At 62.9% G+C, this 3,211-nt stretch carries 5 protein-coding genes; all 5 read right to left on the bottom strand.

Features of this window, described 5'->3' with window-relative positions; translation table 11 throughout:
- Positions 1–617, bottom strand: a 617-nt coding sequence (locus MOV75_RS32200) for an AAA family ATPase (RefSeq protein WP_247007337.1), incomplete at its 3' end; no start/stop codon positions are given.
- Positions 618–679: 62 nt separating this feature from the next.
- Positions 680–2,026 carry a cbb3-type cytochrome c oxidase subunit I gene (locus MOV75_RS32195; protein ID WP_246924239.1) on the bottom strand — a complete coding sequence of 449 codons (1,347 nt, stop codon included), beginning with the start codon at positions 2,024–2,026 and terminating at the stop codon, positions 680–682.
- 37 nt (positions 2,027–2,063) lie between these two features.
- Positions 2,064–2,516: a cytochrome c gene (locus MOV75_RS32190; protein ID WP_246924235.1), complete on the bottom strand. Its 453-nt coding sequence runs from the start codon at positions 2,514–2,516 to the stop codon at positions 2,064–2,066.
- A 99-nt stretch (positions 2,517–2,615) separates the two neighbouring features.
- Positions 2,616–2,879 (bottom strand): cytochrome C oxidase subunit IV family protein, encoded by a 264-nt coding sequence (locus MOV75_RS32185; protein ID WP_246924231.1) that lies wholly within the window; start codon positions 2,877–2,879, stop codon positions 2,616–2,618.
- A partial coding sequence (locus MOV75_RS32180; protein WP_247007336.1) for a cytochrome c oxidase subunit 3 occupies positions 2,876–3,211 on the bottom strand: 336 nt, incomplete at its 5' end. The genes MOV75_RS32180 and MOV75_RS32185, both read right to left, overlap by 4 nt.

The following is a 3,211-nucleotide window of genomic DNA, read 5'->3' as shown; positions in this document are numbered from 1 at the left end:
CCAGCCAGCCCGACCAGCGGCCGCACGCGCTCCGGCGACAGCCCGCTTTCGGCGGACACGACGCCGATCTCCTGCTCCGGCGGCAGGAAGTCGAATTCGATGGCGACGAAGCGCTGCCGCGTCGAGGGTTTGAGCGCCTTCAGCAGCGTCTGGTAGCCGGGATTGTAGGAGACCACGAGCATGAAGCTGTTCGGCGCCACCAGCTCCTCGCCGGTACGTTCCAGCGGCAGGATGCGACGATCGTCGGTCAGAGGATGCAGCACGACAGTGACGTCCTTGCGGGCCTCCACGACCTCGTCGAGATAGCAGATGCCGCCCTCGCGTACGGCGCGCGTCAGCGGACCGTCGGTCCACACGGTGTCGCCGCCCCTCAGCAGATAGCGGCCGGTGAGATCGGCGGCAGTGAGATCGTCATGACAGGCGACGGTGTGAAGCGGCAGTCCCAGCCGCGCCGCCATATGCGCGACGAAGCGCGTCTTGCCGCAGCCGGTCGGCCCCTTGAGCAGAACCGGCAGACGACGTCGCCAGGCATGCTCGAAAAGCTCGCATTCGTTGCCGGATGGAACATAGGCCGGCAGCTCGGGCGCCGAGGTCACCGTGTGAAGGGCAGCTTTCATGATGTCTCTCCGGACTTTCCAGGAAGCAGGCGGCCGCGGCAAACCGCGGCCGCCATTCGCGTTTACTCGGCAGGCTGCAGCGCGGCGGGAATGGTCGCCTGCTTCTCGCGGCCCGGCACCAGCACGGCCCAGACGAACATCAGCGCGGAGATCGCCACGAACACACCGGAGCCGAGCCGGACCCAGTAGAACATCGCGAGCTGATCCTGCACGTCCATGTAGCCCTGCCCCAGCACGCGCTGGAGATGGACCTGGACCACGCCGGCGAAGGTCAGCGCGAAGGTCATGGTCATCATCGCCGTGCACATGATCCAGAAGCTGGTCATGGAGAGCCACTGGTTATAGGGCGCACGTCCCTTGAGCTGCGGGATCGCGTAGGCCATCACCGACAAGTTCAGCATCACATAGGCGCCGAAGAAGGCGAGATGGCCGTGCGCGGCGGTGACCTGGGTGCCGTGGGTATAGTAGTTCACCGAGGACAGCGTGTGCAGGAAGCCCCAGACGCCGGCGCCGAGGAACGCCATCACCGAGCAGCCAACCGACCACAGCAGAGCGGCGCGATTCGGATGCTTGCGGCCGGCCTTCCAGGTCATCTGCACCGTGAAGATCACCATGGTGAAGAACGGCGCAACCTCGAGCGTGGAGAACAGCGAGCCGATCCACTGCCAATAGCCGGGCGCGCCGATCCAGTAGAAATGATGGCCGGTGCCGAGAATGCCCGAGAACAGCGCAAGGCCGATGATGACGTAGAGCCACTTCTCGACGACCTCGCGATCGATGCCGTTGAGCTTGATCATGAGATAGGCGAGGATGGAGGCCATGATCAGCTCCCAGACGCCTTCGACCCAGAGATGGACGACGTACCACCAGTACATCTTGTCGACGGCAAGGTTCGCCGGGTTGTAGAAGGCGAACAGGAAGAAGATCGCGACGCCCCACAGCCCGAACAACAGGATGTTGGTGACGGTGGTCTTGCGGCCCTTCAGTGCCGTCATCGTGACATTGAACAGGAACATCAGGCAGACGACGACGATGCCGACCTTGATGATGAAGGGCTGTTCGAGGAACTCGCGGCCCTCGTGGTAGTGGAAGAGATAGCCGACCACGGCAACGCCGGCCGCGCCGAAGAACATCCAGAACTGGATTTTCGCCAGCAGCGGGCTATAGAGCTCGGTTTCGGTCTCTTCCGGGAGCAGGAAGTAGGTTGCTCCCATGAAGCCGATCAGCGACCATACGATCAGGGCGTTGGTGTGGATCATCCTGACGATGTTGAACGGCAGGAGGGTCGACAGCGTGTTGGGGAGGACGTAGATCGTTCCGGCGAGAAGGCCGAACACGACCTGGGCCAGGAACAGGGTCAGCGCGCCGTAGAAATACAGCATCGCGACTTTCTGGGTTTGATATTTCATCTCGGGTTCTCTCTGTCTTGAGAAGAAAGCAGCGTTCTCAGCCGGCTTTGTTCGGCGGCCAGCTCTGACGCTTGATCGTGCTGGTCCATTGCAGGAAGTCGGCGAGGTCGTTGAGCTCCTGGTCGGTCAGGTTGAACTGCGGCATCTGCCGCCGGCCCTCTGCGCCCGAGGGCTGCGACTGCATCCAGGCCTTCAGCGTCTCGCGCGCCGCGGCCGGATCCTCGTTGCCGCCCCAGCGGTCCCAGACGTTGCCGACCTCAGGCGCGAAATAGGCGCCCTCGCCCAGCAGGGTGTGGCAGTTGATGCAGGAATTCTTCTCCCAGACATGCTTGCCGCGCGCGACCGACAAGGTCAGCGTCGACGCGTCGGTGGAGGTCGTGGCCATGTAGTAATGGCTGTGCGCCGTCAGCCCTATGAAAATGGCGAAGAAGAAGGCCGAACCGCCGTAGAAGACATTTCGAGCGGCCGACTTGGTCAGGCGTTCAGCCATTGCCAATCCTTTTCCGGTTTGAGTCGTAGAGAGAAAATCGGTGATGCTATTTATTGCTGATCCGCCGGGGTCGCTCTTTGACGAAGCGCAAGGAGCGCGTCAGATCAGGGCGACGATGGCGGAAGCAAGCCAGGCAAACAGCACGACGACGAGGACCCAGGCGCTCACAAGGCCCCGCCAGAGCGCCGGCGCAGAGCGAAGATCGAGGAAATCGAGCACGATGCGGCGGCCCTTCAACGCGGCAAACGTGAGCAGCAACGCATTGGCGAACAACGGGCGCGACACCAGCGGCGGGACCAGAATGGTCGCGAGCGCAAGGCCGATCAACGTGATCCAGGCGATGTCGAGACGATCCGGAATCACGGGTGCACCAGATAGATGATCGGAAACATGACGATCCAGAGCAGATCGACCATGTGCCAGAACGCAGTGCCTGTCTCCACGTCGGCAGCCTTGGCACTGCGGGAAACTACGGCCAGGATCACGATGCCGAGGCCGACATGCAGGAGATGGAAGCCGGTCAGGAGGAAGTACAGCGTGAAGAACGAGCTCGTCTCCAGGCCGTTTCCCAACGCGATCTCGCCGGCATATTCGAACAACTTGATCGCGATGAAGAGAGCGCCAAGGACCATGGCGCCGAACAGCCAGCCGCGTGCGCGTCGGCTTCGGCCGGCCCGCGCAGCAGCCGCTCCGCG

It is taken from the genome of Bradyrhizobium sp. PRIMUS42 (genome assembly GCF_023006515.1).
Classification (GTDB): domain Bacteria; phylum Pseudomonadota; class Alphaproteobacteria; order Rhizobiales; family Xanthobacteraceae; genus Bradyrhizobium.
Note: the sequence above shows the minus strand (reverse complement) of the source record. Positions and strands in the feature narration are given on the sequence as shown.